We start from the raw sequence: 25,037 nt of genomic DNA on the forward strand, positions 1-25,037 counted from the left end.
TGGGGAGCGGGCCGGGTGCTCCAGATAGCCTTCGGCCATGACCACGCTGCAATCCCGCTCGCGACGCCGCCGCGTCGTCGCCGCCGCCGGCGCCGTTTCCGCCGGACTGCTCGTTCTGTCGGCCTGTGACAAGCCGACGCCGATCGCCACAATCACCGTCGGTACGAGCTCGGTCAACTCCGAGGCCGCCTGCTACAACGACGGTAAGGCCCTGAACACGGCCTCCCTCGCGAACTGCCTGAAGGACACCGGGATCAAGTCCATCAAGGTGGACCCGGACGAAACGGTCCGCTTCGGCGTCGACCCGAAGATCGCGGACAACGGCTGGACGATCCTGATGAACGGTCAGGCGCTCACCGACTCCAGCACCAAGACCTACCGCACCATCCCGGGCAGCGTGTTCTTCAACGCCCAGTACGGCGCCTCCGGCAACTCGACCCTCGTCTCCATCAAGGAGGGCGGCAAGTCGGTGCTGGGCCTGTGGTCCTTCAAGCTCAAGAAGGACGCCTGACCACGTCCGCCGTACGCATCCTCGTGGCCACCGCGGTCCCCGCCGAACGGGACGCGGTGGCACGGGCGTTCACCGACGGCACGACCGAGGTACGGCTGCCGGGCTCGGCCCTGCTGCACCGCATCCGCGAGGGACGCCAGGGGTACGACCTCCTCGCCGCCGGGGTCGGCCCGGCCCTGGCGGCGGCCGGTACCGCGACCGCCCTGACCGCCGCCGCACTCGACGGCCGGCCCTACGCCCTGGTCGTCTCCGCCGGGATCGCAGGCGGTTTCCAGCCTCAGGCACCCGTGGGCTCCCTGGTCGTCGCCGACGAGATCACCGTGGCGGATCTCGGCGCCGAGACGGCCGACGGGTTCGTACCGGTCACCGACCTGGGTTTCGGGACCGTCAGCCACCGTCCGCCGGATCCACTCGTACGAGTCACCGCCGAGGCGACCGGAGCACGCCCCGGGGCGGTACTCACCGTGTCCACCGTGACCGGCTCGGCCGTCCGCGCGGCCGAACTGCGCGCCCGGCACCCGCGCGCCCTCGCCGAGGCCATGGAGGGCTTCGGCGTGGCCGAGGCGGCCGCCGCGCACGGCGTGCCCGTACTGGAGATACGCGCGGTCTCCAACCCCGTCGGCCCCCGCGACCGATCCGCCTGGCGCATCGCGGACGCCCTGGCCGCCCTGACCGAGGCCTTCGGGAAGCTCGCGCCCGCTTTGGAGAGTTGGAACCCACATGACCAGTGAGCCCCTGCGGATCGCCTACTCGCCCTGCCCGAACGACACCTTCGTCTTCGACGCCCTCGCCCACGGCCGCGTCCCGGGCGCGCCCGCGCTCGACGTGACCTTCGCGGACATCGACATCACCAACGCCATGGCCGAGCGCGGCGAGTCGGACGCGCTGAAGGTGTCGTACGCGGTGCTGCCGTACATCCTCGACGAGTACGCGCTGCTGCCCTGCGGGGGCGCGCTGGGCCGGGGCTGCGGGCCGCTGGTGCTGACCCGGGAGGCCGGAGTGGACCTCACCGGCCGGACCGTCGCCGTACCGAGCGAGAAGTCCACGGCGTATCTGCTGTTCCGGCTCTGGGCCGCGGACACGCTGGCGGGCGGCGGGGTCGGCGAGATCGTGGTCATGCCGTTCCACGAGATCATGCCGGCCGTACGGGACGGGAAGGTCGACGCGGGGCTGGTGATCCACGAGGCGCGCTTCACCTACCAGAACTACGGGCTGCACAAGCTCGCCGACATGGGCGAGCACTGGGAGACCACGACGGGCCTGCCGATCCCGCTCGGCGCGATCATCGGGAAGCGTTCGCTGGGCGCGGAGACGCTCACGCGGCTCGCCGAGTCGATCCGTACGTCCGTGCACGCGGCCTGGGACGACCCCGAGGCCTCCCGGCCGTACGTCATGGCCCACGCCCAGGAGATGGACCCGGCCGTCGCCGACCAGCACATCGGGCTCTACGTCAACGAGTTCACCTCGGAACTCGGCGAGGACGGCTACGCGGCGGTACGCGGACTGCTCACCCGGGCGGCAGCCGAGGGACTCGTCCCGCCCCTCGTTCCGCACGCACTCGATTTCCCGTAGGCCTTCTGCTTGTTTCTACTGGTCGGGCCCGTCGCCGTCGGTGAGACGGTCGGCCGACGGCCACCCGGCCAGGGCCAGCATCCCCAGGACCTTCCAGATGAGGAAGCCGGCCAGCGGCAGCTCGACGCAGACCGCCAGCGCGGCCGACAGCCACACGTCCGGGGTACCGAGGGCGAGCGACACGTCGAACCACGCGTCGCACACCAGCAGCGCCCCCGTGGCGACGGCCGCCACCGCGACGGCCCGGTGCCGACGCCACCCAAGCAGGGCGGTGACCGCCATCGCGAGCACGAGCAGAACGTCGAAGCCGACCCAGGTTGTCCGCCATTGGCGGACCGTGTACCCGGACGGCAGGGTGAACGCCAGCAGGATCGTCCACGGAACGAGGCCGATGGCGCAGACGGCGATCAGCTCCAGGGTGTGGCGCCGCTGCCGCCGAATCCGCTCCAGCAGTTCGGGCGACGGCCTCCCGGTCCGTATGTCGCTCACTTCGGCTTTCCCGGCGCCCTACACGTCCAATTGGTCGGCGACCGCGCGCAGCAATCCGGCGATCTTCGCGCCGGCGGCCTTCTCGGGGTAGCGGCCGCGCTCCAGCATCGGCGTGATGTTCTCGAGCAGGGTCGTCAGGTCCTGCACGATCGAGGCCAGCTCGTCCGGCTTCTTGCGCTGGGCGGCGGCGACCGACGGGGTGGGGTCGAGCAGGACCACCGACAGTGCCTGGTCACCGCGTTGACCGGCGACGACGCCGAACTCCACGCGCTGTCCGGGCTTGAGTGCGTCGACCCCGTCGGGGAGAACCGAGGAATGGACGAAGACGTCACCGCCGTCGTCGCGGGAGAGAAAGCCGAAGCCCTTCTCACTGTTGAACCACTTGACCTTGCCGGTAGGCACGTCTGTCCTCGTCCTCGTATGTCGTCGGAAACTGCTCGGTAAACTTCTGAATGCAACAGCTCGGGAACGGCTCTTGATAGCACTCGGGCGGGTCGACCATGACCCGCCCGTACCAAGGCTAATGGTCTTCGGGCGCGTGACAAGACGTCGCCCGGTTGTTCCTTCGGGCAGGGAACTACCCTGGTCGAGTGCGTGACAAAACCCAAGCGAATTCCGCCGCTCCCGGTGACCGACTGATCCGCGCCGGTGCCGTGGTCTTCTTCATCGGTACGGTGGCCACTCTCGTCACCGTGATACCGCTGTTCCTCGGTGCGAAGCCTTTTCCGACGTACATGTACGTGCTGAGCATGCTCATGGGCGTCGGCTTCCTGGTCGCGGGCGCCGGAGTGCTCCAGTCGATCGCGGCGGGGCGCCGTCAGGTCCGGGAGGCGTCCTCGCGGTAGCCGGCCAGCCAGGCGGGCAGCTCGGTGAGGTCACCGAGCACCACGTCGGCGCCGGCCGCGCGCAGCTCCTCGGCGTCGCAGGGCCCGGTGGCCACGGCCACGGACAGGGCTCCGGCCTTGCGGGCCCCGCGGACGTCTCCGACGTGGTCGCCGACGTACACGCCGGCGCCGTGCTCGCGCAGCGCCTCGGCCTTCTGCTCGGCCCACAGGTCGCCGACGACCGCGTCGGGGACCATGCCGAGGTGGCCGAGGTGCAGCTTCGCGTTGGGCTCGTACTTGGCGGTGACCACGACGGCCTTGCCCCCGGCGTCCCGCACGGCGGCGATCGCCTCCCGCGCGCCGGGCATGGCCGGCGTCGCGGCGATCGCGATCTCCGGATACATGGTCCGGTACAGATCACTCATCTCCGCGATCCGCTCGGCCGGAAACCAGTGGATCAGCTCGTCGGCGAGCGGCGGCCCCAGCCGGGTGACCGCCAGATCGGCGTCGATGTAGGTCCCCGTGCGCTCGGCCAGGGCCGTGTAGCAGGCGTGGATCCCGGGCCGGGAGTCGATGAGGGTCATGTCGAGGTCGAAGCCCACGGTGAGGGCGCGGTCAGTCATGTGGGCCATTGTGCCGGGGTGGCGTGGGCCGTCGGGCGGCTGCGGGCCGGTGGGGCCCCTGGCGAGGGCCAGGACCTCGTCGCGGAACTCGGCCGCGGTCACCTCACCCCCCTGGCCGAGGTCGTCCTTGCGGCCCAGGGCGACGTGCAGTGCCGTTCGCGCGGTTCCCCGCGCCCCCGAGAAGGTGGGTCCGCCGGTCCCCCTGGAAGGGGCGCGCTGTATCGACTTGCGGAGCTCCGACCGCGGCACCCCCTACCGCGCTCTCTGCGACCGCCAGACCAGATACAGGGCCGATGCCACCGCCGCCCCCCGCACCACCCACGGCCAGGTCTCGCCCACCGCATCGCTCATGTGCCCCTGGGCGATCGGGTCGCCCCACCGGCCGACGCTGCGGCCCCACAGCCACACCACCCCGGCCGCGACCGAAAGTCCCGGTACCCACATCACCGCCAGCTTGGTCTCCGCGGGAGTGAGCCTCCGGGAGCCGTACGCGATCAGCCAGCCGAGGAGCAGCGCGAACCAGTTGCCGAGCACGGCACCCACGACAAGCGCGGCGGCGGCGAGCAGCAGCAGGGGGTTGCTCCAGCCGGTCGCGGGCCGGGGGACGCCGCGGAGGCGAAGGCGGCGCGGAGCGGGCGGCACGGGCTCCTCGGCCTCCACGACCGGCTCGACGGCCTCCTCCTCCGGCTCCTCCTTCCGCGGCCGCGGTTTCCTGAGCATCTCCGGGATCTCCACACCGCCCACGAACCCCGGTACAGCGTCGCCGTCCCCGAACGGGCTGCTGTCCACCCGCCACCAGTCGGCGGGCATCGGGCCGTCTTCCGGCTCGGTGGGCCGCGGACGCGGTACGACGCGACGCAGGTCCTCGCTCCCGGAGGGCGCCCCGGCCTCCCGCTGGGCGGGAACCGCGGCCGACGGTGGCGGCGGCGCGGTGTCCGTCGTACCCCCCGCCGCCTCGACGACCTCGTCGGGCGTGCCCAGCCGGTTCAGGATGCGCCGTACGGCGGCGGGACTGTCCACGGACGCCTTGGCCCGGTGCCGGTCGATCTCGTTGCGCAGCCCCGACACCAGCCGCATACGGTCGGCCGACGACAACTGGCGCTGGTGCGCGATGTCCCCGACGCGGCTCAGATACTCGTAGACGACCTGGTCGCTCTCGATACCCACGAAGTCCCCTCCGGGGCCGGTGCGTTGGTGAATACCCCGTCCAGACGAAGGTAGCGCAGGCCACGGCTCATGTCGGCCGGCACACCAGCGGGTAACGCGTCTCCGAGCAGGGGCGGCTGCCGTACTCGCGCAGGATGTCCTTGCCGCCCTGGTCGGTGAGGTAGCGCAGGAAGGCCGCGGCGATGGAGCCGGCGGGCGGTTCGCCGAAGGTGTAGGCGTACTCGGTTTGCCAGTACGGATAGGTGCCGTGTTCGACGCCTTCGAGGGTGGGCGGCATGTCGCCGATGTTCAGCTTGACCAGGTCGGCGGAGGTGACACTGGCCGCCTCGCTGTAGCCGAGGGCGCCGTGCTGTGCGGCCGCGGTGTCCAGCATGGTGTCGGTGCTGTCGACCTCGCAGACGCCGGGCTTGGTCGGGTCCAGGGACGCGCAGTCGCCGTTCGCGGCGCCGGGCACGGGCTTGCCAGCGAGGACGCGTTCTTGGAGGGCGTTGCGGGTGCCGGAGTCGGAGTAGCGGTTGATGAGGTGGATGGGGAGGTCGGCGCCGCCCACCACGGACCAGTTGGTGATCTTCCTGGCGTAGATGTCGCGGATCTGCCGGAGGGAGAGGTTGCTGACGTGCGCGTCCTTGTTCACGACGAGGGTGAACAGGGAGTAGACCACCGGTCGCGGCAGATCCTGGGGGTGGCCCTTGCCGGCCGGGCCGTCGGTGAAGGCGAGGTGGTCGCCGAGTCCTTCGTTGCCGGAGATCCCGGCGTCCTTGCCGGCCTTCTCCAGGGTGGTGAGTCCCGCCCCGCTGCCCCGGAACGCGCCGTCGCTGACGGGGATGTGGGCGCCCTTGGCCGAGCACAGCCGGGTGTACTCCTTCGCCGCCGCGGTCACCGCCGGTTCGAAGGCGGTCGAGCCCGACAGGTGCAGGGTGCCGCCGGCGCAGTCGAGCGGCGCGGGCCTGGCGGGGAAGAACAGGGTCAGGCTGGCCTGGAGCACGACCGCCGCCGCCAGCAGGGCCATGCCGCCCAGCGCCGCCCCGGAGGCGAAGGTGTGGCTCTCGGTGTGGGCAAGCTTGAGCCGGGCCAGCCAGCGCAGCCAGGGGAAGGAGTGGTCCATGCCCCCGGTGACCGCGGCCTGGAACTCCGGCTGCGGGAAGGGCGCGTGCGGGCTCCCGCCCCGGCGCTCCAGCACCGCGAGCACCTTGTAGTGGGCGCCGGGGTTCAGCGTCACCTTGGGCAGCCGGATGACACCGGCGCCGTCCTCCCAGTCCTTCCCGAAGCCGTCGGTCTCCTGGGTCCTGCCGTCGCGGGTGGTGACGAAGAAGTGGCGGAGCGTGGGCTGGCTGAGTTCGGTGACCGCCATGCCGACGACCCGGCGGTCCCGGAACATCACCCGGATTCCGGTGTGGTCGTCGGGCGGGGTCAGATAGTCGCCGGGGACGATCTCCCGCCAGCCGGCGTTCTCGATCCGCACCAGCACGAACGACGGCTCCACCAGTTCGTGGCCGTCGTCCCGCATCCGTGCCAGCACGTCGGCGCTCGGCGCGTGCGCGGTGTCCGAGGCCAGGGTGTCCATCTGGAGGCGGTAGCCGAGCCGCTTGCGGCGGATGACGACGAACTCCCAGAAGAACGCCAGCACCGGGATCGCGACACTGACGATCGCGACGACGTTGTTGAAATCGAGCTCGGCGCCGAAGACTCTCACGATCACATCCCCCGAATCCCCGTGACCGGCCCCACAGTTGACTTCCCGCGGTGGCCAGGGAGCCCAGGGTGACGAGTGCGAGGCCGGTGTTGCCGGAACTGCCGTGTTCCGCCTGCCGAAGTTCATGTGAGGGACATCTGCGAAACGTTCCGTTCGCCCGGTGGCTGCCCTGTACACAGAAGAGGCCGCGGGGCAGGTGATCCCGGTCCCCGCTCCGCACCCGCTACCGTGGGTCGGATGAGCAACCCGGCCACCCCGCCGCGTTCCCTCGCGGAGGCGCTTCGCGCCAGGGACGACGCCTCCCTGGCCGTACTGCTGCGCGCCCGCCCCGACCTCATCACCCCCGTCCCCACCGACCTCACCCAGCTGGCCACCCGGGCCGGCACCCGCGCCTCGGTGCTGCGCGCCCTGGAGCGCCTGGACCGCTTCGCCCTGCAGACCGCGGAGGCCCTCGCCGTGGCCGGCGACCCGGCGTCGTACGGTGAACTGCTGGGCCTGATGGCCGGCGACGGCGGGGACCCGCTGGTCGCCGCCGCCCTGCCGCGCGCCCTCAACACACTCCGCGACCAGGCGCTGGTGTGGGGCGACGACGACCGGCTGCGGCTGGTGCGGACCGCGCGCGAGGTGCTCGCCCCGTCCCCGCAGTACCCCTCGCCGACCGGGCTTGGCCCGACCGTGCGGGAGGCCACCTCGGGCATGTCGCCGGGCCGGATCCAGGAGATCGTCACCACCGCCGGGCTGCCCTCGACGCACGACTCGGTGTCCGCGGCGGACGCGCTCGGCAAGCTGTTCGGCCACCGCAAGAAGATGGCGAAGCTGCTCGCCGCGGCGCCCGCCGAGTCCGTCGAGGTCCTCTCCCGGCTGGTGTGGGGGCCGCCGTACGGCCAGGTCACCCCCGAACCGGCCGCCCATCTGCGCTGGCTCCTCGACCGCGGCCTGCTGCTGCCGACCGCGCCGGGCACGGTCGTCCTCCCCCGCGAGGTCGCCCTGCATCTGCGGGAGGGCCGGGCACACCGCGAGCCGGAGCCGGTGCCGCCCGCGGTCGAGCCGACGGCGACGCACCGTCCACAGGTTGTGGACGCGACGGCGGCCGGGCAGGCGTACACCGCGCTCGCCACCATCGAGGAGCTGCTGAAGGACTGGGACGAGGGCGGGCCCGCCGTGCTGCGGGCCGGCGGCCTCAGCGTCCGGGACCTGAAGCGGACGGCCGTGGCCCTGGACCTGCCCGAGCCGGTCGCCGCCTTCTGGGTCGAGCTGGCGTACGCGGCCGGGCTGCTCGCCTCCGACGGCGCGGCCGACGAACGCTACGCGGCCACCCCCGTCTACGACGAGTGGCTGGACCGCCCTCCGGCCGAACGCTGGGCCCAGCTCGCCCAGGCCTGGCTCACCGCGACCCGCACCGCCGGCCTGGTCGGCGGCCGGGACGCCAAGGACCGCGCCCTGTCGGCGCTCGGTCCCGGCCTCGACCGCTCTGCGGCGCCCGAGGTACGGCACCGGGTGCTGGCCCTGCTGGCCGGGCTCCCGGAGGGCACCGCCCCGGCCGCCGCCTCGGTGCTGGCCCGGCTGCGCTGGGAACGCCCGCTGCGCGGCCCGCAGCAACGGGACGACGATCTGCGCGGCCGCCTGGCCCGCTGGACCCTGTCGGAGGCCGAGCTGCTCGGCGTGACGGGACGCGGGGCGCTGTCCGCGCACGGCAGGGCCCTCCTCGGCGCGCCGGCCGTGGAGAAGGCCGCTGAACGGCCCGCCGGCCCCGGTGACAAGCTCCCCGTGCACCATCACCGTCCCGCCGCCTCCCTCGAACCCCTCTCCCCGCCCGAGCAGGCCGTCGCCGCCGCGGCCGCCGGCCGTCTCCTCGCCCCGCTCCTGCCGGAGCCCCTCGACCACGTCCTGCTCCAGGCCGACCTGACGGCGGTCGCCCCCGGCCCGCTGCAACGCCCGCTCGCCGACACGCTGGGCGTACTGGCCGACGTCGAGTCGAAGGGCGGCGCCACCGTCTACCGCTTCACGCCCGCCTCGGTCCGCCGCGCCCTGGACGCCGGCCGCACCGCCACCGACCTGCACGCCTTCCTCACCACCCACTCCCGCACACCGGTCCCGCAGCCGCTCGCGTACCTGATCGACGACGTGGCCCGCAGGCACGGCCATCTGCGGGTGGGGGCGGCCTCGGCGTACGTCCGCTGCGACGACGACACCGTCCTGAACGAGATCATGGCCGACAAGCGGGCCGCCGCCCTGCGCCTGCGCCGCCTGGCCCCGACCGTCCTCTCCACCCAGGCCGACCCGGCCGCCCTGCTGGAAGGCCTGCGCGCGATGGGCTACGCGCCCGCCGCCGAGTCCGCCGAGGGCGACGTCCTGATCACCCGCGCCCACGCCCACCGCACCCCGCCCCGCACCGCCCCCGAGCCGGTCCCGGACGGCCCGCCACCGCCGGACGGCACCCTCCTCGCCGCCGCGATCCGTGCGATCCGCGCCGGCGACCTGGCCGCCACCACCCCGCGCAAGCCCACCGGCACCGCCGTCCAGGGCGGCGAACTCCCGCGCACCACCGCCGCCGAGACCCTCGCCACCATGCAGGCCGCCGTCCTCACCGGCGACACCCTCTGGATCGGCTACGTCAACGCCGAGGGCACCGCCAGCCAGCGCGTCATCGCCCCGATCCGCGTCGAGGGCGGCTTCGTCACGGCGTACGACCACACCGCCGACGAAGTACGCACCTACCCCCTGCACCGGGTGACGGGGGTGGCGGAACTCGCGGGGGAGTAGCGAGGCGCCCACTGATCGAGCCGTCCGGCTTCCCGTACCGGTGCGTCCGCCGGCAGGGCGAAGTGGGCGCGGGCCAGGGTCTCCAGCCCGGTGGACTCTCCCAACTCCCGTCAGGGGCACCACCACATGGACCTTGCCCGCGCGTGGCTGTGGGATGGGAACCGCGACAAGGCGCTGAAGGACTGGAGAAGGCCGAGGTCATCGCCCCCCCAGCTCGTCCGGAACCATCCCATCGCCCGGTCAACCCTGCGCAGCATCGTGCACGCCGAGCGGGCGAGCACTCGTAGAGGTTGATGGCACCACGACCATGCGGTGTTCACGGCGCGGGCGCCGGGAACATGTCCCCGGCGCCCGGCACGGTTGCTACTTCTTGTACGTGTGGCAGCCCCACTTGCCATTGACCTTCGTGTAGTGCTGACCCGTGGGGCACTTCTTGTGGGTCGGCGTGGGGCGGGGAGTGGACGCGTTCTGACTGTTGGCCACATTGGCGTTCGCCGGTACCGCGAAGGCGGTGCCCGTAGAGGCCACCGCTGCTCCGGTGGCGAGCGTGCCTGCGGCGACGCTGGCGACCAGAGCGCGTACGATCCTGCTTCGCATGATCGGCAACCTTTCTGTAGTCGTCCTGCCTCTCAATTCGATTGTTGGCACCGCTCCCTGCAGCCCGCATCTCGAAGCACTGATAGCACACAACAAGAGACCGGACCACGCCTCAGCCTGGACAGTCATCCGGGGTGGTCCGGTCTTGGAATCCCTGGTCAGGACCCCGGTGCCGATGGGTACCGGGGCGGTCGGCGTGCTCGAACGCGGGTGCGGCTGCAACCCACCTGTCCCGCTGTCAAGTTAGAGAGGGTCGCTGTTGAAGTCCGTTTGGGCGCATGCCAGTTCTGACACGCCCCCACCTCGTCCGGTGGGGGCGCCGCTACGTGTGTCCGGTGACGTCGGCGTCAGCCCTGGCTGGCAGCCGCCTCGGTCTCCTGTTCACCCTCCTTCGCCGCTGCCGCCCGCCGCATGTGCCCCTCCTCGCCGAAGTACACCGACAGACGCGACGTGTCCGGCTTCTTTCCACCACGCCGCGGACTCCAGCTCGGCGAAGACCGCGATCACCTTCGCCATGGCCCGGCCCATGGACGACGTGAGGTCGAGCGGTTCCGTCGCCGACGCGAGCGCAACGCTCTGGTTCTCGGCGAGTCGCATGATCTCCGCGAAGTCGACCGTCGAGCGCGCAAGCCGGTCGATCTTGAAGAACACGATCACGTCCAGCTCCGCGAGCCTGGTCAGAATGCGCTGCAGTCCCGGCCGGTCGAGCCCGCGCGAGAAGCCCGAGACATCGATGTCTTCCTCGGCGCTACGACCTCCCAGCCGCGTGCCTCGCACAATCCCTCACAGGCCGCGCGCCGGCGTTCGGGCGAAGTCGTCTCGTCGGTTTCGCGCGATAGGCGAACATAGATAGCGGCGCGCATCCCCGGCGCGCTGGCCGGGACGCCCCTTCCGGCGTCGGGCACGGGGCATAGCCCGTGCTGTGACAGGCGTTGTTTCTGTCAGAGGCGACCTTATCTCCGGAGGTATGTGTGTCCTGCCTAATCGTCCAGTCCGACAAGACGCTGCTCCTGGAAGTCGACCATGAGCGGGCGGACGACTGCCGTCGGGCGATCGCGCCCTTCGCCGAGCTGGAGCGGGCGCCGGAGCACATCCACACCTACCGGGTGACCCCGCTGGGGCTGTGGAACGCGCGGGCGGCCGGGCACGACGCCGAGCAGGTCGTGGACGCGCTGGTGGAGTACAGCCGCTACCCGGTGCCGCACGCGCTGCTGGTCGACATCGCCGAGACGATGGACCGCTACGGCCGGCTGACGCTCTCCAAGCATCCGGCGCACGGGCTGGTGCTCACCACCACCGACCGGCCGGTCCTGGAGGAGATCCTGCGCTCCAAGCGGATCATCCCGCTGATCGGCGCCCGTATCGACCCCGACACCGTGGCCGTGCACCCCTCCGAGCGCGGGCAGATCAAGCAGACGCTCCTGAAGCTGGGCTGGCCTGCCGAGGATCTCGCCGGATACGTGGACGGCGAGGCCCACCCGATCGAGCTCGCCGAGGACGGCTGGGCGCTGCGGCCGTACCAGAAGCAGGCCGTGGAGAACTTCTGGCACGGCGGGAGCGGTGTCGTCGTCCTGCCGTGTGGGGCGGGCAAGACGCTGGTCGGTGCCGGGTCCATGGCACAGGCCAAGTCGACGACCCTGATCCTCGTCACCAACACCGTCTCCGCGCGGCAGTGGAAGCACGAGCTGGTGAAGCGGACGAGTCTGACCGAGGACGAGATCGGGGAGTACAGCGGGACGCGAAAGGAGATCCGGCCCGTCACGATCGCCACGTACCAGGTGCTCACGACGAAGCGGAAGGGCATCTACCCGCACCTCGAACTCTTCGACTCCCGCGACTGGGGTCTGATCGTCTACGACGAGGTCCATCTGCTGCCGGCTCCTGTCTTCAAGTTCACCGCCGACCTGCAGGCGCGCCGGCGGCTGGGGCTGACGGCCACCCTCGTGCGTGAGGACGGCCGGGAATCGGACGTGTTCTCTCTCATCGGGCCCAAGCGCTTCGACGCTCCGTGGAAGGAGATCGAGGCGCAGGGCTATATCGCGCCCGCCGACTGTGTCGAGGTGCGGGTGAACCTCACGGACTCGGAGCGGCTCGCGTACGCCACCGCCGAGACCGAGGAGAAGTACCGCTTCTGTGCGACCACCGCGACCAAGCGGAAGGTCACGGAGGCGATCGTGCGGCGCTTCGCGGGGCAGCAGATCCTGGTCATCGGCCAGTACATCGACCAACTCGACGAGCTGGGCGAGCACTTGAACGCCCCTGTCATCAAGGGCGAGACCTCCAACGCCCAGCGCGAGAAGCTCTTCGACGCCTTCCGCGAGGGCGAGATCAGCGTGCTGGTGGTGTCGAAGGTCGCCAACTTCTCCATCGACCTCCCGGAGGCGACGGTCGCCATCCAGGTGTCGGGCACCTTCGGTTCCCGCCAGGAGGAGGCCCAGCGCCTCGGCCGGGTGCTCCGCCCCAAGGCCGACGGCCACCAGGCCCACTTCTACTCCGTCGTCGCCCGCGACACGATCGACCAGGACTTCGCCGCCCACCGGCAGCGGTTCCTCGCGGAGCAGGGCTACGCCTACCGGATCATGGACGCGGACGAGCTCCTCGCGGAGGGCGCGGAAGGCGCGGGAGGCTGAGGAACCGGCAGGGTGCGGCTGTGCCGTCGTACGGCGACGGCCGCGCCCGCCAGCAGCGCCAGCCCCAGGAGCGGGTACGGCGCCGCGAACGCCTGCTGCCACCACGGGAGGTGCAGGTCCCGGTCGCCCTCGTGCGGCAGCAGCCACATGGTGCGGGCGGTGAAGATCGCGGCCGTGGTGAGCGCGAGGGCCGTTCGGGCTTCTGTCAGGAGCACCGCCAGCAGCGGGACGCACCACACCCAGTGGTGGGACCAGCTGATCGGGCTGGCCAGCAGCGCCGTGAACGCGGTGAGCAGGATGCCCCAGCGGTCGCCGTGGGTGTGGTGTTCGCGGTGGGTGCGGGTCGCCAGCCATAGGCCCGTCGCCGCCAGGGCGGTCGCCGGGAGTGCCCAGGCCAGGCCCGGTGCCTCCGTGGCCGCCACCCTCGCGATCAGGCCCTGGAGGGACTGGTTGTCGACGATCCAGGCCTTGCCGACCCGGCCGGTCTCGAACAGGCGCCGCGTCCAGAAGTCCACGGTCGCCGCGGGGAGGACGAGGGCGCCGAGCACTGCCGTACCGGCGAAGGACGCCGTCGCAACGCTTGCCTCCTTTCTGCGTGCGGTGAGGAACAGGTAGGCGATGAAGATCGCCGGGGTGAGTTTGACGCCCGCCGCGATGCCCAGGGCCAGGCCCTTGGCGCGGGCGTCGGGCGGGCGGGTGAGGTCCCAGAGGACCAGGCAGGCGATCGCGAGGTTGGTCTGGCCGAACAGGAGAGTCTGGAAGACCGGCTCCAGCCAGAGGGCGAGCGCGGTGGCCGTGCACAGCAGCGGGAGGGGCGCCGTGCGGCCGGCCATACGGGCGGAGAGGGCGACGAGCCAGGCGAGCAGGAGCGCGTTGCCCGCGAGGAACGCCGTCTTCAGGGCCGGGACGGGGATCCAGGTCGTCGGGACGAACACGACCGCCGCGAAGGGCGGATACGTCGCCGGCAGCCGCCACTCGGTGACCGTGAAGCCGTACAGGTCACTGCCGTGGACCACGGCCTCGCCCTCGGCCCGGTAGACCAGCAGATCGGCCATCGGGGCGTGCAGCAGGACGCAGAGGGCGGCGAAGGAGGAAAGGGAGACTGCCAGGAGGGAGAGGGCGAGGGAGGGGGAGGGGGAGGACAGGGGGGATGACGTCACCGTCCGGTTCGGCACGGAGGTGACCCTATGACGTCACCTGCGGTGTATGCCCGCTTCCTCGCCGTACTCGCCGAGTATGACGACGCTGAACGCCGCGCTGACGAAGACCTTGACGGCACGCAGGGCGTCGCCCAGACGGTGGCGGTGATGCGGGACTCCGTCCAGGGCCGTGGCGCCCGGTGGACGGCTGGGGGTCGGGTTGATGGTTGCTGCGCTCATGCCTCAATGGTGGAACTTCGAGCCCCAGTGCGGCATCGGTCCACGGGTCCAATTTCCCGCTCCCGCCAGTCCACCCGCCGATGGACCCCACCCCCCACGTCCGCCCCACCCCACGAGTGACACACCCCCTAGGGGACCGAGCCCCGCCCTGGGGGGACGAGGCCATCCCCCCTGCCCGGCGGCGCATACCCACCCCGGCCCAGCACACGAGTGACACACCCCCCAGAGGACCGAGCCCCCGCCCTGAGGGAACGAGGCCATCCCCCCTGCCCGGCGGCGCATACCCACCCCGGCGCAGCGCACCACACCCGCCCCGCCGAACCCCTGTCCCGCCTGCCGGCCCACCGTACCCACCCGGCCCAGCACACCACGCCCACACCACGTCGGCGTCCGGTCCGATGGCCGACAGGCCCGAGACCAGCCCGCCGCCGATCAGCGCCACGCCGACCCTGCGCGCCGCGCCGCCGTCGCGCGGACACCCCGCCCCCAGCCCGGCGTGCCGCACCCGCCCACTCGGTGCCGCGCCCGTCCCGCCGAACGCCCCGCCCCCTGCCGGCGCCCCCCTCACAACGCCCCGCCCGCCTCGCAGGACACCCCGCCGCCGTCCTCGGCGCCCAGCCCACCCCGGTCGTCGGTCCCGGCGCGGGAAATCCATTGGCATCCCCCGCCTCCGCCTCACTAGACTCTCCGCTCTTGCCCGCCTCCTTCCCCGGAGTGCCGTCGGCCGGACGGAAACCGGTCGGCTGACCGCCACCTGTGCGCCATCCATACCTGAGCGCCATCCACTCGCAGGCCTTCGGAGGCACCCCCTTGTCCACGCCCGCCCACGAGCCGCTCGACGCCCCGCTCTCCGACCCCCTCTCGCGCGAGCGCGCCCACCTCGCAGGATCCCGTGCCGCGCTCCGTGCCATGCGCGAGGACGTCGAGTCGCTGGACATCAGCGACGTCACCGCGAACTGGGTCAACGCCGAGGTTCTCGCCCGCCAGATCGACGAGCGCATCAAGGCGCTGGCCGACCTCAGCGACACCCCGCTGTTCTTCGGCCGCCTCGACTACCTGCACGCCCCCGGCGCCGACCAGGCCGAGGGCGCGTACGGGGAGCGCTTCTACATCGGGCGCCGGCACGTCCACGACCACGACGGCGACCCGATGGTCATCGACTGGCGGGCGCCGGTCTCGCAGCCGTTCTACCGGGCGTCCAAGAAGGACCCGATGGACGTGGCGCTGCGCCGCCGCTTCGGGTACACCCGCGGCGACATCACGGCGTACGAGGACGAGCACCTGTCCGACCCGGCCGAGGCGGCCCGGACCAGCAAGCTGCTCCAGCAGGAGATCGAGCGTCCGCGTGTCGGCCCGATGCGCGACATCGTGGCGACCATCCAGCCCGAGCAGGACGAGATCGTGCGCAGCGGGCTGGGCGGGACGGTGTGCGTGCAGGGCGGTCCGGGGACCGGGAAGACCGCCGTCGGCCTGCACCGGGTCGCGTATCTCCTCTACGCCCACCGCGAGCGGCTGGCTCGCACCGGCACCCTGGTCATCGGCCCGAACCGGTCCTTCCTGCACTACATCGAGCAGGTGCTGCCCGCACTGGGCGAGCTGACGGTGCAGCAGGCGACGGTCGACGACCTGGTGGCGAACGGCGTCGAGGTAAGCGGCACCGACACCGCGCCCGCCGCCGTCATCAAGGGCGACGCCCGGATGGCGGAGGTGCTGCGCAGGGCCGTCTACGCGCACGTCACGATGCCCAGCGAACCGGTCGTGGTGGTACGCGGCTCCCGGCGCTGGCGCGTCCCGGCGTACGAACTGGAGGAAATCGTCCGGGAGTTGCTGGACCGTGGCATCCGGTACGGCGCCGCGCGCGAGGCTCTGCCGCAGCGCATCGCACACGCTGTGCTGGTCCAGATGGAACGCTCGGGTGAGGCCCCCGACGACCGGGTGCAGGACTCGGTGGCCCGCAACGCGGCGGTGAAGGCGGCCGTCAAACAGGTCTGGCCGCCGGTCGACCCGGCGAAACTCGTGCTGCGCCTGCTCACGGACGCGGACTTTCTCGCCGTACACGCGGACGGGATCCTCACCGCCGACGAGCAGAAGACGATCGTGTGGGCGAAGCCGGTGCGCAGCGTCAGGTCGGCCAAGTGGTCGCCCGCGGACGCCGTGCTGATCGACGAGACGACGGATCTCGTCCAGCGGACGCACTCGCTCGGCCATGTGGTCCTGGACGAGGCGCAGGACCTGTCCCCCATGCAGTACCGCGCGGTCGGCCGCCGCTGCACCACCGGTTCGGCGACCGTCCTCGGCGACCTGGCGCAGGGCACTACTCCCTGGGCGACACGGAGTTGGGACGAGGCCCTGGCCCACCTCGGCAAGTCGGACGGCGTGATCGAGGAACTGACCGCGGGTTTCCGCGTCCCGACGGACGTCATCACCTACGCCTCCCGGCTCCTCCCGCACATCGCCCCCGGCCTGACCCCGGTGGCGTCGGTCCGTGAGAACCCCGGCTTCTTCGCGGTGCGTACGAGTGCCGGCTCCGCCGACGTCGTCGCGGCCTGCGCGGAGTTGCTGCGCAACGAGGGTTCGACCGGTCTGATCGCGGCGGACGCCCGGATCCCGGCGCTCGCGGAGGCGCTGGCAGCGGCGGGGATCGGCCACCTGGCCCCCGGCGAGGAGACGACGGAACAGACCCGTCTCACCCTGGTCCCGGCGTCACTCGCGAAGGGCCTGGAGTACGACTACGTGGTACTGGACGAGCCGCAGGCGGTCGTGGACGGCGAACCCGACGAACGCACCGGCCTGCGCCGCCTCTACGTCGCCCTCACCCGAGCCGTCTCCGGTCTGATCGTGACCCACACGGCCCCGCTGCCGCCTCAGCTGGCCTGAGCCGGCTCGCGGAAGTAGCCCCGCAGGGTGCGCGGTTCGCGCCCGAGGACCGCGGAGAGGACCAGCGAGTTCCCGCCGGGGAAGCCATGGGTGTCGTCATGGCATGTCCGCCTCGCCGGGCGCGAACGCGGGGTTGATGTGGAACACACCGTCCATGCCGGTCGCGGCGGCGCGCAGGCTCGCGGGGTCGTTGAGGTCACCGAGCGCCGTCTCGGCGGCCCCGCGCGCGAGGGCGTCCTCCGCGCGTCGTTCGTCGCGGACGAGCGCGCGGACGTGCACACCGCGCTCGACCAGCTCGGGCAGTACGGCCCCGGCGTTGGCACCGGTGCCACCGGCCATGAGTACCTTCACGCGGCCCGCGTTCCCAGCACACCGCGGCTTACTCGACCGCTGTACACCGCGGCCTATTCGGGCAGCGCCGTCACCAGGTCCAGTGCCCGGCGCCAGTTCCGCACCGCCTCCGCGGACACCGGTCCTTCCCAGCCGGCCGGCCGTGCCGCGCCGCCGATGTGGAAAGCGTCGACCCCGGCTGCCCGAAGCTCGGCGACATGACCGAGCCGCAGGCCGCCACCCACCAGGAGCGTCTGCTCGTACCCCGGCTCGCCGCGGCGCCGAGCCTCGGCCAGGAGGGTGGGCAGCCCCTCGTCCACGCCGGTCGCCGCGCCCGCGGTGAGGTAGGTGTCAAGGCCCGGAACGTCGGCGAGCTGCTTGCGCAGCGCGTCGCGGTCGGCGGCGCGGTCGATGGCCCGGTGGAAGGTCCAGCGGCAGCCCGCGAGCTCGGCCGCCACGCGCTCCACGGCCGCCAGGTCCACATCCCCGTCCGCGCCGAGGAACCCGAGCACGAACTGGTCGGCGCCCGCCGCCCGCAGCTCCCCGGCCACCCCCACCAGACGGTCGACGTCCCCCGCCGCGAACCCGTCCGCCAGCCGCACCATCACGCGCAGGTCGATGTCGACGGCGGCCCGGATCGCGGTGAAGGTCAGGGGCGGCGGGGTCAGCCCGTCGGCCGCCATGTCGGTGACCAGTTCGAGGCGGTCCGCGCCTCCGGCCTGGGCGGCGACCGCGTCCTCGGCGTCGAGGGCGATCACCTCCAGGACTGCACGCGTGCTCATAGGGCCCCTTCCGTGGTGTTCCCCGTGTACCCCAAGGCGCGGTCGGCCGACCAGCAGGCCGACCGACCGCAGGAGGTCTAGTCCAATCAAAGAGTACGTGGGGTCCGTATACGGCCGCGAGACCGCCTCCGGCCGCTCACCCGTACAGATTCAGCTCCTTTACGTCAGCCCCCATCAGCTCGTACGACGCCCCGTCGACCGCCCGCCCCGTGTACAGCCGTACGAGCGTCGCCGTGTCGCCGATGAAACGGGCCGGTGTCCGCGTGCCGCTCGTCGCGCCCAGTTGCAGCGGCTCGTCCACGTCGTCCAGGTCGGCGTGCAACCGCAGCCGGCCCCGCTCCCGGGTGACCCGGGCCAGCAGCGAGAGCGCGTACGGCCCGCCCACTCCGGTGTAGGCCCCGGGCTCGCCGAGGGAGTCACGGACGTCACCGGCATGCACCCACTCCCCGAAGGCGATCCCGTCTAGGACCCCGTCGGCCCGTCCCGCGATCACCTCCCCGGCCTCGGTCATCCCGCGCTCCAGCTCGTCGAGGACCCGGGCGTTCGTCCAGTCGGCGCGGTCGGCGATGTCCCGGTCGTTCGACTCGGGCGAGAACACCCCCTCCTCCAACCGGCTCTCCACCACCCGGATCAGCGCGGCCGAACAGTGTGCGAGCACATCCCGCACCGTCCACCCCGGACACGCGGCGGCCGGCAGCGCGAAGTCCTCGTCCGGCCGGGAGCGGAGGAGCGGGAGCAGCGCGTCACGCTCGACGGTGAGCAGACGTCCGGGCAGCGAGGGATCACGTACGTCGTCAGCAGCAGTCATGCCCTCCACGCTAGGGGTATGTCAGTGGCGGGCGGGAGAATGGGCGCATGGCCGATCTCCAGGAACTGCGCTCCCGCTGGCGGCGCGCCCTGCTCAAGGCGCGGGGCGACGACCCGCGCCACCCCGACCCCGACCCGTACGCCGACGCCCTCCTGGACCGCTGGCAGGAGCCCCAGCGCCGGTACCACACCCTGGCCCACCTCACGGCGGTCCTCGACCACGTCGACCTACTGGAGGAGTACGCGGACGACCCCGATCCGGTGCGGCTCGCCGCCTGGTTCCACGACGCGGTGTATCTGCCGGACCGCTCGGAGAACGAGGAGCGCTCGGCCCGTCTCGCCGAACGCGCCCTCACCGAGGCCGGGGTCTCCGAGGCCGGGACCGCCGAGGTCGCCCGACTGGTCCGGCTCACCGTCACCCACGACCCGGCCCCCGGCGACCGCAACGGCGAGGTCCTGTGCGACGCCGACCTGGCGATCCTCGCCGCCCCGCCCTCCGCGTACGCCGCCTACACCGCCGAGGTACGCGAGGAGTACCACTTCGTCCCCAACGACGCCTTCCGGGAGGGCCGTTCCGCGGTCCTCCGGCAACTGCTCGGCCTGCCAAGGCTTTTCAGGACGCCGTACGGCCAGGCGGAGTGGGAGCCGACCGCCCGCTACAACCTCGCCGCCGAGCTGGAAATGCTGTCGACCGCACAGGATCCGGCGTTCTAGGGTGCGACCCATGCGTGAAACGGGCGGGGATCAGATTGCGGAGGCCGTCGCGAGCTGTGTCGCGGCGCTGCGGCCGGCGGTGGACCGGGACTGGACGGAGGTGAAGGCGGCCAGGCTGGAGTGGAACTGCCACGAGACGGCGGTCCATGTCGCCGACGATCTCGTCGCGTACGCCGCCAATCTGGCCGGGCACGCCCAGGACGCGTACGTGCCCTTCGAGCTCAAGCTCGACGACGGCACCGACAACTCCGGCCTGCTGCACGTGGTCGAGACGACCGGCGCCCTGCTCGCCGCCACCGTCCGGACCACCCCGCGCGCGATCCGGGCCTTCCACCCGTACCCCTTCCGCAGCGCGGACCGCGTCGGCTTCGCCGCGATGGGCATCGCCGAGGTGCTGCTCCACACGCACGACATGGCTGAGGGTCTCGGGGTCCCCTACCGGCCGTCCGACGAACTGGCCGAGTCCGTCCTGGCGCTGATCTTCCCGCATGTCCAGCCCGGTCCGACGCCCTGGCAGACCCTGCTGTGGGCAACCGGACGCGGCGAGCTGCCCGGCCGCGCCCCGGTCACCGACTGGCGCTGGCGCAACAACCTCGTCATCCCCGCCGAACGCCTCGACCTCGTCGGCATCCGCCCCGCCGAGGCCCGTGACCTGCGCCTCGGCGGCGACGGCGGCTTCGAGTGGATCGAGGGCGGCCCGTACGAGGGCACGCGGGAGGCCGCCGGTTTCCTGCTGAAGGCGTACGAAGGGGGCGTGCACCGGCCGGAGTTCGGTGTCTTCGCCCTGGTCCGCCGGGAGGACGGCCGCGCGGTCGGCGGCCTGGGCTTCCACTCCGCGCCGGACGAGGAGGGCCGCGTGGAGATCGGCTACGACCTCACGGAGGCCGCCCGCGGCAACGGCTACGCGACGGAGGCGCTGCGCGCACTGGCCGACTGGGCCCTGGCCCGCTCCGACGTGACCTCCCTCTTCGCGACCGTCGAGCCCGCCAACATCCCCTCCCAGGCGGTCGTCTCCCGTGCCGGCTTCACCAAGGTGAGCGAGGACGGGGAGGGGCTGGCCTTCGAACTGCGGGGACAGTGAGCGCGGTTATCGGGGCACGTCGCTCTTGCGTCTGCGCAGCCCCGCCCCGTGCAGCAGCCGCACCACCTCGCGGCTGCTGACCTCCACCGCGCCCGCCCGCACCGCGTCCGCGTAGCGGTGGGACGGGATGTCGTAGTGGTCGCGTTCGAAGCCTCGGCGCGGGACGCCCATGTCCGCGGCGAAGACGTGCAGTTCGGCGTACGACACGTCACTGACCAGGTGGGACCACATACGTCCGTGGCCCGGCCAGTTCGGTGGGTCGATGTATACCGTCATGAGAGCACCGTCACGAGGACGACATCCCGCCCGTCGCCCGGCCCAGGGAGCCGACTGAGGCGACCTTCACGCCCGCCTTGTGGCACACCCAGTGCGGGTCAGGGCCGAGCTCCGGTTCGACGTCCAGGGCGTGCGGGTCGCCGGTGCCGCACACCGGGCACAGCGGCCAGCGGCCGTACCGCTCAAGGAGCGCGTCCTTTACGTCCTGGGCGACCAGCCCCGCCACGTACCCCGCCCCCTCCGGCCACTGCTCCACCCACCAGCGCCGCTGTACGACGGAGTCCTCGACCAGCGAGACGACATCCGCCTCGGCGACCTCGCCCGCGACCAGGTCGGCGAGCACCAGGGCGCGGGCTGCGTGCAGCGCCTGTTCCAGGGGGCTTACGGGGTCCATGGTCCTATTGTGCGCGGTCTTGACCGGGTGCCCGAAACGAAAATATCTTTCAACGGTGACCGAGAGTGTGAAGGAAATTTTCGGCAACGGTCGGGGCGGGACCCCGGCCCCGGGCAACGCGCCGCCGGCTCCGGCCGCCCTCGCGGCGAAGGTCCGTACCCTCGCGCCCTCCATGACCCGCTCCATGCAACGCGTCGCCGAGGCCGTCGCGGGCGACCCCGCCGGCTGCGCGGCCCTCACGGTCACCGGGCTCGCGGAGCGCACCGGCACGAGCGAGGCGACCGTCGTCCGTACCGCCCGGCTGCTCGGTTACCCCGGCTACCGCGATCTGCGGCTCGCCCTCGCCGGGCTCGCCGCGCATCAGCAGTCGGGGCGGGCGCCCGCGATCACCACCGACATAGCCGTCGACGATCCGATCGCCGACGTCGTCGCGAAACTCGCCTACGACGAGCAGCAGACCCTCGCCGACACGGCCGCCGGTCTCGACACCGTGCAGCTGGGGGCCGCGGTGACCGCGCTCGCCGGAGCCCGGCGGACCGACGTCTACGGCATCGGGGCGTCCGGGCTGGTCGCCCAGGACCTCACGCAGAAGCTGCTGCGGATAGGGCTGATAGCGCACGCGCACAGCGATCCGCATCTGGCGGTCACCAATGCGGTGCAGTTGCGTGCGGGTGACGTGGCGATCGCGATCACGCACTCCGGGTCCACCGGGGATGTCATAGAGCCCTTGCGGGTCGCGTTCGAGCGGGGGGCCACGACCGTTGCCATCACCGGGCGGCCGGATTCCTCGGTGACGCAGTACGCCGACCATGTGCTGACCACGTCCACGGCTCGGGAGAGTGAGCTGCGGCCTGCTGCGATGTCCTCGCGGACCAGTCAGTTGCTGGTGGTGGACTGTCTGTTCGTGGGGGTTGCTCAGCAAACTTACGAGGCTGCGGCTCCGGCGTTGGCGGCGTCTTACGAGGCGTTGGCTCATCGGCACCGGAACGTCCCTCGATAGACCGTAGTACTTGATCGTCGTGGGCAGGTGCGGGCCGGATGTGGCTGGTCGCGCCCACGCGGCGGAGCCGCATGTTCGGTTCAGCCCCGCGCCCCTGGTGGGTGCACTCGACCGAGTCAGAAAGAACCGTTCTCCATGACCACCGAACACCGCGCCCTCCGCTCCGAGCTGGAGGCGCTCACCACCGAGGCGTTCCGGCCCGAGCTCGCCGAGATCGACACGCTTCCCACCCTCGACATCGCGCGGCTCATGAACGGCGAGGACGCCGGGGTCGCCGCCGCTGTCGCCCTGCGCCTGCCCCAGATCGCCGGCGCCATCGACGCGATCTCCGCCCGTATGGCCGAAGGCGGGCGGCTCGTCTACGCCGGTGCCGGTACCGCCGGGCGGCTGGGGGTGCTCGACGCCTCCGAGTGTCCGCCCACCTTCAACACCGCCACCGGGCAGGTCGTCGGTGTCATCGCGGGCGGGCCGGATGCCATGGTCACGTCCGTGGAGGGCGCCGAGGACTCGGCGGAGCTGGCCCGGAAGGATCTCGACGCCCTCGGAATCGACGCCGCCGACACCGTCGTCGGCATCTCCGCCTCCGGCCGGACCCCCTACGCCGTCGGCGCCGTCGAGCACGCCCGCGCTCTCGGCGCCCTCACCGTCGGTCTCTCCTGCAACGCGGGCAGCGCCCTCGCGGCCGCCGCCGAGCACGGTATCGAGGTGGTCGTCGGCCCCGAGCTGCTCACCGGCTCCACCCGCCTGAAGGCCGGCACCGCCCAGAAGCTCGTCCTCAACATGCTGTCGACGATCACGATGATCCGGCTCGGCAAGACCTTCGGGAACCTGATGGTCGACGTCCGTGCCTCCAACGAGAAGCTGCGCGCCCGTTCCAGACGGATCGTGGCCCTCGCCACCGGGGCCGAAGAGGAGGAGATCGAGCAGGCCCTCACCGCGACCCACGGCGAGGTGAAGAACGCCATCCTGGTGATCCTGGCCGGTGTCGACGGGCCCACCGCCGCCCGCCTTCTGGAGGAGTCCGGCGGCCGTCTGCGCGCCGCGCTCGCCACGGCGGCCTGCTGACCCGCACGCTCGGGGTGTGCAGAGATCGCCGTACGACACCGCCGCCGCGCTGCTGCCCCTCGTCGGCGGCCCCGCGAACGTCACCTCCGTCGCCCACTGCATGACCCGGCTGCGGCTGGGGATCGCCGACCGCGAGAGGGTCGACGACGAGGCGGTGCGGGCGGTACCCGGGGTGCTGGGGGTGGTGGCCGACGGGGACAGCCTCCAGGTCGTCCTCGGGCCGGGGGCTGTGGTGACCGTGACCGCCGAGTTCCAGCGGCTGCTGCGGACGGCCGAGCAGCTCGCCGCCCGAGGGGCCGAACTGCGCGAGGCCCGCGCCCGGCGCAACGCGACACCCCTCAAAACCGCCCTCCGCCGCATCGCAGACGTCTTCGTCCCGCTCATCCCCGCCCTGATCGGCTGCGGGGTGCTGGCCGGTCTCAACGGGCTCCTCGTCAACGCCGGCCGGCTGCCCTCGCTCACTCCCGCCCTGGCCGCCATCGCCTCCGGATTCATGGCCCTGATCAGCGTCTTCGTCGGATACAACACGGCGAAGGTGTTCGGCGGAACGCCCGTGCTGGGCGGCGCGGTCGCGGCGATCGTCGTCTATCCGGGCGTCACGAAGGTGACCGCCTTCGGGGTGACGCTCGCACCCGGGCAGGGCGGGGTCCTCGGCGCGCTGGCCGCCGCCCTGCTCGCCGTCTACGTCGAACGATGGTGCCGAGGCCGGGTCCCCGAAGCCCTCGACGTCCTCCTCACCCCCACCGTCACCGTCCTCGTCGCCGGACTGGCCACCCTGTACGGCCTGATGTACGCCGCCGGACTCGTCTCCTCCGCCATCGGCACCGCAGCCGACTGGCTCCTCGCCACCACCGGCCCCCTTGCCGGACTGATCCTCGGCGGCCTCTTCCTCCCCCTCGTGATGCTGGGCCTCCACCAGGCCCTGATCCCCATCCACACCACCCTCATCCAGCAGCAGGGCTACACCGTCCTGCTCCCCCTCCTGGCGATGGCGGGCGCGGGCCAGGTCGGAGCCGCCCTCGCCGTCTACGTCCGTCTCCGCCACGACACCTCACTGCGTACGACCATCAGGTCCGCCCTCCCGGCCGGCCTGCTGGGTGTCGGCGAACCCCTGATCTACGGCGTCTCCCTCCCCCTCGGCCGCCCCTTCCTCACCGCCTGCGCGGGCGGCGCGGCAGGCGGGGCCTTCGTCGGTTTCTTCGCGGTGCTCGGCGACCGCGTCGGCGCCACCGCCATCGGCCCCTCGGGCTGGGCCCTGTTCCCCCTGCTGACGGGGAACAGGGGCCCGGCCCTGGCGGCGGCGGTCTACGCGGGCGGCCTGCTGACCGGCTACGCCGTCGGTTTCCTGGCCACGTACATCAGCTTCAGCGACGGTGGCCCGAGACCTGAGCCATCCACGTGATGAAGTCACCGGGGTCGTTGTCGATGAGTTCTCGCCGGAATCGCCACCGATGGCCGGATGC

The 25,037-nt window shown here is 72.1% G+C and carries 26 protein-coding genes and 1 pseudogene; 13 read left to right on the forward strand and 14 right to left on the reverse strand.

What is annotated here, in order from left to right; translation table 11 throughout:
- Nucleotides 1–37: 37 nt before the first annotated feature.
- From ACZ7OO_RS20145 to ACZ7OO_RS20155, 3 genes are read left to right on the forward strand one after another with little or no spacing between them, the layout of a single operon-like run.
- Nucleotides 38–511: a DUF2771 domain-containing protein gene (locus ACZ7OO_RS20145; protein WP_471506143.1), complete on the forward strand. Its 474-nt coding sequence runs from the start codon at nucleotides 38–40 to the stop codon at nucleotides 509–511.
- Entirely contained in the window at nucleotides 481–1,242 is a 762-nt protein-coding gene (locus ACZ7OO_RS20150; RefSeq protein ID WP_471506145.1) for a futalosine hydrolase, read from the forward strand. The genes ACZ7OO_RS20145 and ACZ7OO_RS20150 overlap by 31 nt, the downstream gene beginning before the upstream one ends.
- A complete protein-coding gene (locus ACZ7OO_RS20155) occupies nucleotides 1,232–2,083 on the forward strand; it encodes a 1,4-dihydroxy-6-naphthoate synthase (protein WP_471506147.1) in 852 nt (283 codons plus the stop codon). The genes ACZ7OO_RS20150 and ACZ7OO_RS20155 overlap by 11 nt, the downstream gene beginning before the upstream one ends.
- Before the next feature lie 15 nt (nucleotides 2,084–2,098).
- Here ACZ7OO_RS20155 and ACZ7OO_RS20160 read toward each other — a convergent pair whose 3' ends face one another.
- Nucleotides 2,099–2,572, reverse strand: a complete 474-nt coding sequence (locus tag ACZ7OO_RS20160) for a hypothetical protein (protein ID WP_471506149.1) — start codon at nucleotides 2,570–2,572, stop codon at nucleotides 2,099–2,101.
- An 18-nt stretch (nucleotides 2,573–2,590) separates the two neighbouring features.
- Nucleotides 2,591–2,974 (reverse strand): cold-shock protein, encoded by a 384-nt coding sequence (locus tag ACZ7OO_RS20165; RefSeq protein WP_352223492.1) that lies wholly within the window; start codon nucleotides 2,972–2,974, stop codon nucleotides 2,591–2,593.
- Nucleotides 2,975–3,162: 188 nt separating this feature from the next.
- Between ACZ7OO_RS20165 and ACZ7OO_RS20170 the strand changes: the two genes are divergently transcribed.
- Nucleotides 3,163–3,417: a hypothetical protein gene (locus ACZ7OO_RS20170; protein ID WP_471506151.1), complete on the forward strand. Its 255-nt coding sequence runs from the start codon at nucleotides 3,163–3,165 to the stop codon at nucleotides 3,415–3,417.
- Here ACZ7OO_RS20170 and ACZ7OO_RS20175 read toward each other — a convergent pair.
- The 3 genes from ACZ7OO_RS20175 to ACZ7OO_RS20185 form a co-directional block, all read right to left on the reverse strand.
- Nucleotides 3,390–4,019 (reverse strand): HAD family hydrolase, encoded by a 630-nt coding sequence (locus ACZ7OO_RS20175; protein ID WP_471506153.1) that lies wholly within the window; start codon nucleotides 4,017–4,019, stop codon nucleotides 3,390–3,392. The genes ACZ7OO_RS20170 and ACZ7OO_RS20175 overlap by 28 nt on opposite strands.
- Before the next feature lie 252 nt (nucleotides 4,020–4,271).
- Entirely contained in the window at nucleotides 4,272–5,186 is a 915-nt protein-coding gene (locus ACZ7OO_RS20180; protein WP_471506155.1) for a hypothetical protein, read from the reverse strand.
- A 67-nt stretch (nucleotides 5,187–5,253) separates the two neighbouring features.
- Nucleotides 5,254–6,879 carry a PstS family phosphate ABC transporter substrate-binding protein gene (locus tag ACZ7OO_RS20185; protein ID WP_471506157.1) on the reverse strand — a complete coding sequence of 542 codons (1,626 nt, stop codon included), beginning with the start codon at nucleotides 6,877–6,879 and terminating at the stop codon, nucleotides 5,254–5,256.
- Between the two features lie 237 nt (nucleotides 6,880–7,116).
- Here ACZ7OO_RS20185 and ACZ7OO_RS20190 point away from each other — a divergent pair, with 237 nt between their 5' ends.
- Together ACZ7OO_RS20190 and ACZ7OO_RS20195 are read left to right on the forward strand one after the other, a co-directional pair.
- The gene (locus ACZ7OO_RS20190) at nucleotides 7,117–9,642 is read left to right on the forward strand and encodes a helicase-associated domain-containing protein (RefSeq protein ID WP_471506159.1); all 2,526 of its coding nucleotides are present in this window, start codon (nucleotides 7,117–7,119) and stop codon (nucleotides 9,640–9,642) included.
- A gap of 99 nt (nucleotides 9,643–9,741) precedes the next feature.
- Nucleotides 9,742–9,936, forward strand: a pseudogene (locus ACZ7OO_RS20195) (helix-turn-helix domain-containing protein); the annotation flags it as partial.
- A gap of 69 nt (nucleotides 9,937–10,005) precedes the next feature.
- On the opposite strand, the gene ACZ7OO_RS20200 reads toward ACZ7OO_RS20195, so the two are convergent.
- Both ACZ7OO_RS20200 and ACZ7OO_RS20205 read right to left on the reverse strand, forming a co-directional pair.
- Nucleotides 10,006–10,239, reverse strand: a complete 234-nt coding sequence (locus ACZ7OO_RS20200; RefSeq protein ID WP_471506161.1) for a hypothetical protein — start codon at nucleotides 10,237–10,239, stop codon at nucleotides 10,006–10,008.
- A 381-nt stretch (nucleotides 10,240–10,620) separates the two neighbouring features.
- Nucleotides 10,621–11,016, reverse strand: a complete 396-nt coding sequence (locus ACZ7OO_RS20205) for a recombinase family protein (RefSeq protein WP_471506163.1) — start codon at nucleotides 11,014–11,016, stop codon at nucleotides 10,621–10,623.
- A gap of 194 nt (nucleotides 11,017–11,210) precedes the next feature.
- On the opposite strand from ACZ7OO_RS20205, the gene ACZ7OO_RS20210 reads away from it, so the two are divergent.
- Complete coding sequence (locus ACZ7OO_RS20210) at nucleotides 11,211–12,869, forward strand: DNA repair helicase XPB (protein ID WP_471506165.1); 1,659 nt, start codon at nucleotides 11,211–11,213, stop codon at nucleotides 12,867–12,869.
- Here the strand turns inward: ACZ7OO_RS20210 and ACZ7OO_RS20215 are convergent.
- Nucleotides 12,809–14,044, reverse strand: a complete 1,236-nt coding sequence (locus ACZ7OO_RS20215; protein WP_471506167.1) for a glycosyltransferase 87 family protein — start codon at nucleotides 14,042–14,044, stop codon at nucleotides 12,809–12,811. The genes ACZ7OO_RS20210 and ACZ7OO_RS20215 overlap by 61 nt on opposite strands.
- 18 nt (nucleotides 14,045–14,062) lie before the next feature.
- The gene (locus ACZ7OO_RS20220; protein WP_471506169.1) at nucleotides 14,063–14,248 is read right to left on the reverse strand and encodes a hypothetical protein; all 186 of its coding nucleotides are present in this window, start codon (nucleotides 14,246–14,248) and stop codon (nucleotides 14,063–14,065) included.
- Between the two features lie 810 nt (nucleotides 14,249–15,058).
- On the opposite strand from ACZ7OO_RS20220, the gene ACZ7OO_RS20225 reads away from it, so the two are divergent.
- Nucleotides 15,059–17,125, forward strand: coding sequence for a HelD family protein (locus tag ACZ7OO_RS20225; protein WP_471506171.1), 2,067 nt, complete (start codon nucleotides 15,059–15,061; stop codon nucleotides 17,123–17,125).
- Between the two features lie 96 nt (nucleotides 17,126–17,221).
- On the opposite strand, the gene ACZ7OO_RS20230 is transcribed toward ACZ7OO_RS20225, so the two are convergent.
- The 3 genes from ACZ7OO_RS20230 to ACZ7OO_RS20240 form a co-directional block, all read right to left on the reverse strand.
- The gene (locus tag ACZ7OO_RS20230) at nucleotides 17,222–17,464 is read right to left on the reverse strand and encodes an NAD(P)H-binding protein (RefSeq protein ID WP_471506173.1); all 243 of its coding nucleotides are present in this window, start codon (nucleotides 17,462–17,464) and stop codon (nucleotides 17,222–17,224) included.
- Nucleotides 17,465–17,529: 65 nt separating this feature from the next.
- Entirely contained in the window at nucleotides 17,530–18,237 is a 708-nt protein-coding gene (locus ACZ7OO_RS20235; RefSeq protein ID WP_471506175.1) for a copper homeostasis protein CutC, read from the reverse strand.
- A 136-nt stretch (nucleotides 18,238–18,373) separates the two neighbouring features.
- The gene (locus ACZ7OO_RS20240; RefSeq protein ID WP_471506177.1) at nucleotides 18,374–19,045 is read right to left on the reverse strand and encodes a maleylpyruvate isomerase family mycothiol-dependent enzyme; all 672 of its coding nucleotides are present in this window, start codon (nucleotides 19,043–19,045) and stop codon (nucleotides 18,374–18,376) included.
- A 47-nt stretch (nucleotides 19,046–19,092) separates the two neighbouring features.
- On the opposite strand from ACZ7OO_RS20240, the gene ACZ7OO_RS20245 reads away from it, so the two are divergent.
- Nucleotides 19,093–19,758, forward strand: coding sequence for an HD domain-containing protein (locus ACZ7OO_RS20245; RefSeq protein WP_471506179.1), 666 nt, complete (start codon nucleotides 19,093–19,095; stop codon nucleotides 19,756–19,758).
- Between the two features lie 10 nt (nucleotides 19,759–19,768).
- Nucleotides 19,769–20,839 (forward strand): GNAT family N-acetyltransferase, encoded by a 1,071-nt coding sequence (locus ACZ7OO_RS20250; RefSeq protein ID WP_471506181.1) that lies wholly within the window; start codon nucleotides 19,769–19,771, stop codon nucleotides 20,837–20,839.
- A gap of 6 nt (nucleotides 20,840–20,845) precedes the next feature.
- Here the strand turns inward: ACZ7OO_RS20250 and ACZ7OO_RS20255 are convergent, their stop codons facing one another.
- Nucleotides 20,846–21,115 (reverse strand): DUF4031 domain-containing protein, encoded by a 270-nt coding sequence (locus ACZ7OO_RS20255; RefSeq protein ID WP_471506183.1) that lies wholly within the window; start codon nucleotides 21,113–21,115, stop codon nucleotides 20,846–20,848.
- Between the two features lie 10 nt (nucleotides 21,116–21,125).
- Entirely contained in the window at nucleotides 21,126–21,509 is a 384-nt protein-coding gene (locus ACZ7OO_RS20260; RefSeq protein WP_471506185.1) for a hypothetical protein, read from the reverse strand.
- A 55-nt stretch (nucleotides 21,510–21,564) separates the two neighbouring features.
- On the opposite strand from ACZ7OO_RS20260, the gene ACZ7OO_RS20265 reads away from it, so the two are divergent.
- From ACZ7OO_RS20265 to ACZ7OO_RS20275, 3 genes are all read left to right on the forward strand, one after another.
- Nucleotides 21,565–22,509: a MurR/RpiR family transcriptional regulator gene (locus tag ACZ7OO_RS20265; RefSeq protein WP_471506187.1), complete on the forward strand. Its 945-nt coding sequence runs from the start codon at nucleotides 21,565–21,567 to the stop codon at nucleotides 22,507–22,509.
- A gap of 135 nt (nucleotides 22,510–22,644) precedes the next feature.
- Nucleotides 22,645–23,574, forward strand: a complete 930-nt coding sequence (murQ, locus tag ACZ7OO_RS20270) for an N-acetylmuramic acid 6-phosphate etherase (protein ID WP_471506189.1) — start codon at nucleotides 22,645–22,647, stop codon at nucleotides 23,572–23,574.
- Nucleotides 23,575–23,590: 16 nt separating this feature from the next.
- Nucleotides 23,591–24,976 (forward strand): PTS transporter subunit EIIC, encoded by a 1,386-nt coding sequence (locus ACZ7OO_RS20275; RefSeq protein ID WP_471506191.1) that lies wholly within the window; start codon nucleotides 23,591–23,593, stop codon nucleotides 24,974–24,976.
- The last annotated feature ends 61 nt before the right edge of the window (nucleotides 24,977–25,037 follow it).

The sequence above is a fragment of the Streptomyces sp. NPDC111744 genome (genome assembly GCF_055634995.1).

Bases quoted from the DNA above. Each gene is read 5' to 3' on its own strand.
- ACZ7OO_RS20145 (WP_471506143.1), top strand. From the start codon at position 38: ATGACCACGCTGCAATCCCGCTCGCGACGCCGCCGCGTCGTCGCCGCC.
- ACZ7OO_RS20155 (WP_471506147.1), top strand. From the start codon at position 1,232: ATGACCAGTGAGCCCCTGCGGATCGCCTACTCGCCCTGCCCGAACGAC.
- ACZ7OO_RS20175 (WP_471506153.1), bottom strand. From the start codon at position 4,019: ATGACTGACCGCGCCCTCACCGTGGGCTTCGACCTCGACATGACCCTC.
- ACZ7OO_RS20190 (WP_471506159.1), top strand. From the start codon at position 7,117: ATGAGCAACCCGGCCACCCCGCCGCGTTCCCTCGCGGAGGCGCTTCGC.
- ACZ7OO_RS20200 (WP_471506161.1), bottom strand. From the start codon at position 10,239: ATGCGAAGCAGGATCGTACGCGCTCTGGTCGCCAGCGTCGCCGCAGGC.
- ACZ7OO_RS20220 (WP_471506169.1), bottom strand. From the start codon at position 14,248: ATGAGCGCAGCAACCATCAACCCGACCCCCAGCCGTCCACCGGGCGCC.
- ACZ7OO_RS20230 (WP_471506173.1), bottom strand. From the start codon at position 17,464: ATGGCCGGTGGCACCGGTGCCAACGCCGGGGCCGTACTGCCCGAGCTG.
- ACZ7OO_RS20235 (WP_471506175.1), bottom strand. From the start codon at position 18,237: ATGAGCACGCGTGCAGTCCTGGAGGTGATCGCCCTCGACGCCGAGGAC.
- ACZ7OO_RS20240 (WP_471506177.1), bottom strand. From the start codon at position 19,045: ATGACTGCTGCTGACGACGTACGTGATCCCTCGCTGCCCGGACGTCTG.
- ACZ7OO_RS20245 (WP_471506179.1), top strand. From the start codon at position 19,093: ATGGCCGATCTCCAGGAACTGCGCTCCCGCTGGCGGCGCGCCCTGCTC.
- ACZ7OO_RS20250 (WP_471506181.1), top strand. From the start codon at position 19,769: ATGCGTGAAACGGGCGGGGATCAGATTGCGGAGGCCGTCGCGAGCTGT.
- ACZ7OO_RS20255 (WP_471506183.1), bottom strand. From the start codon at position 21,115: ATGACGGTATACATCGACCCACCGAACTGGCCGGGCCACGGACGTATG.
- ACZ7OO_RS20260 (WP_471506185.1), bottom strand. From the start codon at position 21,509: ATGGACCCCGTAAGCCCCCTGGAACAGGCGCTGCACGCAGCCCGCGCC.
- murQ (WP_471506189.1), top strand. From the start codon at position 22,645: ATGACCACCGAACACCGCGCCCTCCGCTCCGAGCTGGAGGCGCTCACC.